Below are 6,620 nucleotides of genomic sequence, written 5' to 3'. Positions count from 1 at the left end.
TCCACATTATACCATACATTGCAATAAAATACAATACAATAAAACCAAAAAGTTGACACAAAAAAAGCAGGTTTTATGCGGCCTGCAAGTACTTTTCCTATTGTTTAACTGTCAAACTCCCGAGTACCTCCTGAATTGTTAAACTGTTAGTTTTAGTATAACATGAGTAGCAGAAGAAAAAAAGATGTGTTATAATGTACAAAATGAACCGGCAGAGACTGTTTTTTGTGGATTTTTATGCGGGAGAGGTGAAATTATGCCTGTAAAGGTTGAAGTAAGGATGGATGTTCAGTCCATGACGGATTTTATGCTTTATCAGATCTATTCAAGTGGTGCAGGAGTCCTGGTATCAGTACTGGCAGTTATCAATATTGTGTTAACCATCGTGTTTGCAGTTAAGGGACGGATGGGACTGATGGCTTTGTATGCCGCATTTGCAGTAGTTTTACTGGTTGTATTCCCGTATATGATCAAGAAGAAAGTAAGAAAACAGATGAGCAGTTCCAGACGGCTGAATATTCCGGTGATCTATGAGTTTGAAGACAGCGGAGTGACAACGACGACTCCGCAGGACAGCGGAAAAGCATCCTGGAAAAAGTTTAAGAAGGCTGTTTCGAAAAAACGTATCATCATGTTGTTTGATGAACAGAAGCAGGCAATTATTCTTCCGGTGGATCAGATAGAGGACAATTATACGCCGATTGTGGACTTGATCTATAAAAACATGCCGGCGCCGGCGGTCAGAATCCGCAGGCTTGATAAAAGAAAATAGAGGGAATGTATATTATGATAATAGAAACGAATTGTGAAAAAGAGACATACGATCTGGGGTACCGGCTGGGTGAGCAGGCAAAAGCAGGGCAGGTGTACACCTTGGTAGGAGATCTCGGAGTTGGGAAAACAGTATTTACAAAAGGACTTGCGGCAGGACTGGGGATAGAAGAGGCAGTCAGCAGTCCGACATTTACGATTGTTCAGATATATGAAGAAGGGCGGCTGCCCTTCTATCATTTTGATGTCTACCGGATCGGTGATGTGGAAGAAATGGATGAGATTGGATATGAGGATTATATCTATGGAGAAGGTGTCAGCCTGATTGAGTGGGCCAATCTGATTGAAGAGATATTGCCGGAACATTATACGGAAGTGAAGATCGAAAAGGATTTGGAAAAAGGATATGATTATCGGAGGATAAGTGTATGCGAATATTAGCATTGGACAGCTCGGGACTGGTCGCAAGCGTAGCTGTTGTGGAAGATGGAATGACGGATGACCAGGTAATTGCGGAATATACCGTGAACTATAAGAAAACACATTCTCAGACATTATTGCCTATGCTGGATGAGATTGTGAAGATGACAGAACTGGATCTGAACAGCGTGGATGCAATTGCCGTTGCTGCGGGGCCGGGCTCTTTTACGGGGCTACGTATCGGATCTGCGACGGCAAAGGGACTGGGTCTTGCGCTGGACAAACCGTTGATTCACATTCCGACATTGGAAGGGCTTGCTTATAATCTTTGCGGTTCTTCTGACATTGTGTGTCCGATCATGGATGCCAGAAGAGGACAGGTGTATACAGGAATCTATGAGTTTGAGGGAAATTGTCTGAAAGTGCTGGAAGATCAGATGGCAATCAGTATAGAGGATCTTGGAAAGAGGCTTGTCGGATACCTGAGGGAGCAGGAAAGAAGAGTGACTTTTCTTGGTGACGGAGTTCCTGTGTTCCGGGGAGTCCTTGAAGAGAAGATCCTGCATGGACAGAATATTGCGTTTGCGCCGGCGAATATGAATCGCCAGAGGGCGGCTTCTGTTGGAACTCTCGGACTTCAGTATTACAAAGAGGGAAGAACAGAAAGTGCAGCAGAACATCAGCCGGATTATCTTCGGGTATCTCAGGCCGAAAGAGAAAGAAAAGAGAGGTTGGGAAATGATTAGATTTCAATGTGATTATGCAGAAGGGGCACATCCTGATATTTTAAAAAGACTGGAAGAGACCAATTATGAACAGACAGCGGGTTATGGGATGGATCCATATTGTGACAGTGCGAGAGAAAAAATAAGGATGCTTTGTAAAGATGATACGGCAGATGTCCATTTCCTTGTAGGAGGTACTCAGACTAACGTTACCGTGATCAGCGCGATTTTGCGGCCTTATCAGGGAGCGATTGCGGCACATACGGGACATATTAATGTGCATGAGACCGGAGCCGTGGAAGCTACCGGACATAAGGTGCTCCCAATCAAAAGTGAAGACGGGAAGATTACTGCCATGCAGGTGCGGGAAATGTGTGAAGCACATTGGAATGATGCGGACCATGAGCATATGGTACAGCCGGGAATGGTATATATTTCACATCCGACAGAAAACGGAACCTTATACAGCAGAGAGGAACTGCAGGAATTGCATCAAGTCTGCAGAGATATGAATCTGCCGCTTTTTCTGGATGGTGCAAGACTGGGATATGGTCTGATGTCGGAACAGTCAGATCTTACAATGGAAGATATTGCAAAATATACAGATGTTTTTTACATTGGAGGAACGAAAGTAGGGGCCCTGTTTGGAGAAGCGGTTGTGATCACCGCTGCGGAACTGAAAAAGGATTTTCGATATATGATTAAGCGCCATGGAGGCATGCTGGCAAAGGGGCGTCTTCTGGGAATACAGTTTGATACTTTGTTTACGGATGGCCTGTATTTTAAGATCAGCAGACATGCAGATGAACAGGCAATGCGTCTGAGAAAAGCTTTTAAGAAGAAAGGATATGCGCTTCGTTATGACTCTTATACGAATCAGCAGTTCCCAATCCTTCCGGATGCACATTTGGAGAAACTGAAAGAAAAGTATGCGTATGGGTTCTGGGAAAAGGTGGATGCGGAACACAGTGCCGTGCGCTTCTGCACCAGTTGGGCAACAAAAGAAGAATATGTAGATCAGCTGATAGCAGACATAGAGGCACTGTAACTGAGAAAATGACGGAGGAAGCATAAAAGATGCTGGAGATTCACGAAGTTATGGAGGAAGATCTTCCGGATATTGAACGGCTGGAGCAGAATATATTCCCGGATCCCTGGAGCAGGAAGGGGCTCCAGGATACATGGAATCAGGCGCATGCACTGATTCTGGGAGCATGGCAGGAGGAGAAGCTTGTTGGGTATCTGATCTTTTACCATGTACTGGACGAGGGAGAGATTGCACGAATTGCGGTAGAGGAAACCAGACGATGTCATGGTGTGGCGGGCAGAATGATGGAGGAATTGTTTTGTTGTTGTGAACGGGACGGAATTACAAAAATTATGCTGGATGTCCGCGAAAGTAATTCTGTGGCAATTCGTTTTTATCGGCGCCATGGATTTGCAGAAGATGGGATTCGGAAGAAGTATTATGAGAATCCAACGGAGAATGCGATCCTGATGAGTCTTGAGACTGGCAGATAACTGGAAGTCTTTACAGAGCTTTCCACTGGGCAACGCTCTGAGTGGCAGATATAATAGAGGCGTAGCGACAGATGAATCAGATATACGTTCAGGAGGATTTGTATGCGCCAATATAGTACAGAGATAAAAGAAATAAAGAAAGTAGAAAAGATAATATGTAATAAATGTGGAAAAGTAATCCCGGTGACAGGGGGGATTCCCCAGGAAGATGTTCTTGAAGTTGAAAAAAGATGGGGGTATCATTCCGGAAAGGATAACCAGGTGGATTGCTTTGATTTGTGTGAAGACTGTTATGATGAACTGGTTGACAGTTTTCTGATTAAATTAGAGAAACCGAGGTAGGATATGTTAGATGTATGTTTGTTAGGAACTGGAGGAATGATGCCTCTTCCGTATCGGTGGCTTACATCACTGATGGTGAGGTACAATGGCAGCAGTGTACTGATTGACTGTGGCGAAGGGACGCAGATTGCCATTAAAGAAAAAGGATGGAGCTTTAAGCCAATCGATGTGATCTGTTTTACGCATTATCATGGAGATCATATCAGCGGACTTCCGGGACTTCTTCTTACTATGGGAAATGCAGACCGGACGGAGCCGCTTACTCTGATTGGCCCGAAGGGGCTGGAGCGGGTGGTGAATGCACTTCGTGTGATTGCGCCGGAACTTCCGTTTTCGATTCAGTGTATAGAGATCAAGGATCAGGAAGAAACTTTTGAGATGAATGGATATCGACTGAAAGCGTTTCGTGTAAATCACAATGTTACCTGTTACGGTTATACTCTTGAAGTGGACCGTGCCGGGAAATTTGATGTGGAGCGTGCTAATGCGGCGCAGATTCCGCAGCGTTTCTGGGGAATCCTTCAAAAAGGAGAGACGGTGGAAGAAGATGGAAAGATCTACACACCGGACATGGTATTAGGACCGGCAAGGAAGGGAATCAAGCTTACGTACTGCACGGATACCCGTCCGACAGATTCCATCCGGAAAAATGCATATGCATCTGATCTTTTCATCTGTGAAGGAATGTACGGAGAAAAGGATAAACAGAAAAAAGCAAAAGAGTATAAGCACATGACGTTCTATGAAGCTGCACGAATTGCAAAAGAAGCAGAAGTAAAGGAGATGTGGCTGACGCATTACAGCCCATCACTGACGAAACCGGAAGAATATATAGATGAGGTCAGAGAAATATTCCCCAATACAATCGCAGCGAAAGACAGACGTACGGTGGAACTGGTATTTTCTGATTAAAGTAGGAGAGAAGAATACAAGATGAGTGAAAAGAAAGACGTTTTAATTCTGGCAATTGAAAGTTCCTGTGATGAAACGGCAGCATCCGTAGTGAAAAATGGACGGGAAGTATTGTCTAATATTATTTCATCACAGATTGCGCTTCACACTCTGTATGGCGGTGTGGTTCCGGAGATTGCTTCCAGAAAGCATATTGAAAAAATCAATCAGGTGATAGAAGCGGCCCTTCGGGAGGCGGATGTAACATTGGATGACATTGATGCAATCGGAGTCACATATGGTCCGGGTCTGGTAGGAGCACTCCTTGTCGGTGTGGCAGAGGCAAAAGCGATCGCATACGCTGCAAAAAAGCCGTTAGTGGGAGTGCATCATATTGAAGGGCACATTGCGGCAAACTTTATTGAGCATGAGGAGCTGGAACCTCCGTTCTTTTCATTAGTGGTATCCGGAGGTCATACACATCTGGTGCGGGTAAAGGATTATGGAAAATTTGATATCATTGGAAGAACCCGGGATGATGCCGCAGGAGAAGCATTTGATAAAGTGGCACGTGCAATTGGTCTGGGATATCCGGGAGGACCGAAGATCGATAAAGTATCCAAAGAAGGGGATCCGAATGCAATTCCGTTTCCAAGGGCTCATGTAGAGGATGCACCATATGATTTCAGCTTTAGCGGAGTGAAATCTGCAGTGCTGAATTACATTAATGGCTGTAAGATGAAAGGGGAAGAGTATAATCAGGCAGACATTGCTGCATCTTTCCAAAAAGCAGTTACGGACGTACTTGTGGCAAATGCAATGCATGCTGTTGAAGAATATCATGTGGATAAATTTGCAATTGCGGGAGGAGTAGCATCTAACAGTGCTCTTCGAACAGCTATGAAAGAAGCATGTGAGGCGAGAGGCGTAAAATTCTATTATCCGTCCCCGGTTTACTGTACGGATAATGCGGCGATGATAGGCGTGGCGGCTTATTATGAATATATCAATGGGGCAAGAAGCGGATGGGATCTGAATGCCGTTCCGAATCTGAAGCTTGGTGAAAGATAAGGAGTGTGCGGAAGGAGTCACGGCATGGAAGAAAAAAGGAATAAAAAAAAGCATTGTACGGCGATCGTACTTTCGGCAGGTCAGGGAAAGCGTATGGGCGCGCCGATACAGAAACAGTATATTGAAATTCAGGGCAGACCGATCATATATTATTCGCTGCATGTATTTGAAGAATCAAATATTATAGATGATATGATTCTGGTGGTCGGTCACGGACAAGAAGATTATGTCTATGATGAAATCGTAAGAAAATATGGCTTTTCAAAAGTAAGAGCAATTGTTCCGGGAGGAAAAGAAAGATATGATTCTGTCTGGAATGGTTTAAAAATCATTCGTAATGGTGCCCTTTGCGCTAAAGCAGGAGACGGATATGTATTTATACATGACGGTGCAAGACCTTTTGTGGATGAGGTAATACTGGAACGCGCTTATGACACTGTAAGCAGACACAGGGCCTGTGTAGCGGGAATGCCAAGCAAAGATACGGTTAAAATTGTTGATGAAGATGGGTATGCGGTAAATACGCCGGAACGAAAATATGTCTGGAATGTACAGACGCCGCAGGTGTTTGAAACGAAACTGATTACTGAAGCATATTCCAGGATGATGAGGAAAGAGTCCATACAGGTAACAGATGATGCTATGGCGGTGGAGTTGGAGATGCAGGTACCGGTAAAGCTTTTTGAAGGATCTTATATGAATATCAAGATTACTACGCCGGAAGATCTGGAGACTGCCAGAAGCTTTTTGAAGAAAAGGTCACTTGTAAAAGTTAATTCCACTTTGTAAGACTTACTTCCACCTTGTAGGATTAAATTCCACTGGGTGGAAGTTTTTTGTTACAAAAATAGTGGTATTTACGTCAAAAAGCATCTATAA

Annotated in this window: 9 protein-coding genes; all 9 read left to right on the top strand. The window is 44.1% G+C overall.

What is annotated here, in order from left to right:
- Positions 1-256: 256 nt before the first annotated feature.
- The 9 genes from ABE547_RS14520 to ispD all read left to right on the top strand — a co-directional run bounded on the left by ABE547_RS14520 (position 257) and on the right by ispD (position 6,530).
- Positions 257-772 carry a YcxB family protein gene (locus ABE547_RS14520; RefSeq protein WP_347379398.1) on the top strand — a complete coding sequence of 172 codons (516 nt, stop codon included), beginning with the start codon at positions 257-259 and terminating at the stop codon, positions 770-772.
- 14 nt (positions 773-786) lie between these two features.
- The gene (gene tsaE, locus ABE547_RS14515; protein WP_347379397.1) at positions 787-1,212 is read left to right on the top strand and encodes a tRNA (adenosine(37)-N6)-threonylcarbamoyltransferase complex ATPase subunit type 1 TsaE; all 426 of its coding nucleotides are present in this window, start codon (positions 787-789) and stop codon (positions 1,210-1,212) included.
- On the top strand, positions 1,200-1,937 hold the full coding sequence (tsaB, locus tag ABE547_RS14510) for a tRNA (adenosine(37)-N6)-threonylcarbamoyltransferase complex dimerization subunit type 1 TsaB (RefSeq protein ID WP_347379396.1): 738 nt from the start codon (positions 1,200-1,202) through the stop codon (positions 1,935-1,937). The genes tsaE and tsaB overlap by 13 nt, the downstream gene beginning before the upstream one ends.
- A complete protein-coding gene (locus ABE547_RS14505; protein WP_347379395.1) occupies positions 1,930-2,964 on the top strand; it encodes a low specificity L-threonine aldolase in 1,035 nt (344 codons plus the stop codon). The genes tsaB and ABE547_RS14505 overlap by 8 nt, the downstream gene beginning before the upstream one ends.
- Before the next feature lie 29 nt (positions 2,965-2,993).
- A complete protein-coding gene (gene rimI / locus ABE547_RS14500; RefSeq protein ID WP_347379394.1) occupies positions 2,994-3,437 on the top strand; it encodes a ribosomal protein S18-alanine N-acetyltransferase in 444 nt (147 codons plus the stop codon).
- 102 nt (positions 3,438-3,539) lie between these two features.
- Complete coding sequence (locus tag ABE547_RS14495; protein ID WP_347379393.1) at positions 3,540-3,779, top strand: hypothetical protein; 240 nt, start codon at positions 3,540-3,542, stop codon at positions 3,777-3,779.
- Between the two features lie 3 nt (positions 3,780-3,782).
- Positions 3,783-4,691, top strand: coding sequence for a ribonuclease Z (locus tag ABE547_RS14490; protein ID WP_347379392.1), 909 nt, complete (start codon positions 3,783-3,785; stop codon positions 4,689-4,691).
- Between the two features lie 21 nt (positions 4,692-4,712).
- Positions 4,713-5,741 (top strand): tRNA (adenosine(37)-N6)-threonylcarbamoyltransferase complex transferase subunit TsaD, encoded by a 1,029-nt coding sequence (tsaD, locus tag ABE547_RS14485; RefSeq protein WP_347379391.1) that lies wholly within the window; start codon positions 4,713-4,715, stop codon positions 5,739-5,741.
- Positions 5,742-5,765: 24 nt separating this feature from the next.
- Complete coding sequence (gene ispD / locus ABE547_RS14480) at positions 5,766-6,530, top strand: 2-C-methyl-D-erythritol 4-phosphate cytidylyltransferase (RefSeq protein ID WP_347379390.1); 765 nt, start codon at positions 5,766-5,768, stop codon at positions 6,528-6,530.
- Positions 6,531-6,620: the final 90 nt, after the last annotated feature.

This window comes from Dorea sp. YH-dor226, from assembly GCF_039832105.1.
GTDB lineage: Bacteria > Bacillota > Clostridia > Lachnospirales > Lachnospiraceae > Dorea_A.
This window is presented reverse-complemented; position numbering and strand designations above follow the sequence as displayed.

Excerpts from the sequence above, each read along its gene's own strand:
- tsaE (WP_347379397.1), top strand. The coding sequence starts at position 787 with ATGATAATAGAAACGAATTGTGAAAAAGAGACATACGATCTGGGGTAC.
- ispD (WP_347379390.1), top strand. The coding sequence starts at position 5,766 with ATGGAAGAAAAAAGGAATAAAAAAAAGCATTGTACGGCGATCGTACTT.
- ABE547_RS14520 (WP_347379398.1), top strand. The coding sequence starts at position 257 with ATGCCTGTAAAGGTTGAAGTAAGGATGGATGTTCAGTCCATGACGGAT.
- ABE547_RS14505 (WP_347379395.1), top strand. The coding sequence starts at position 1,930 with ATGATTAGATTTCAATGTGATTATGCAGAAGGGGCACATCCTGATATT.
- ABE547_RS14495 (WP_347379393.1), top strand. The coding sequence starts at position 3,540 with ATGCGCCAATATAGTACAGAGATAAAAGAAATAAAGAAAGTAGAAAAG.
- tsaB (WP_347379396.1), top strand. The coding sequence starts at position 1,200 with ATGCGAATATTAGCATTGGACAGCTCGGGACTGGTCGCAAGCGTAGCT.
- rimI (WP_347379394.1), top strand. The coding sequence starts at position 2,994 with ATGCTGGAGATTCACGAAGTTATGGAGGAAGATCTTCCGGATATTGAA.
- tsaD (WP_347379391.1), top strand. The coding sequence starts at position 4,713 with ATGAGTGAAAAGAAAGACGTTTTAATTCTGGCAATTGAAAGTTCCTGT.
- ABE547_RS14490 (WP_347379392.1), top strand. The coding sequence starts at position 3,783 with ATGTTAGATGTATGTTTGTTAGGAACTGGAGGAATGATGCCTCTTCCG.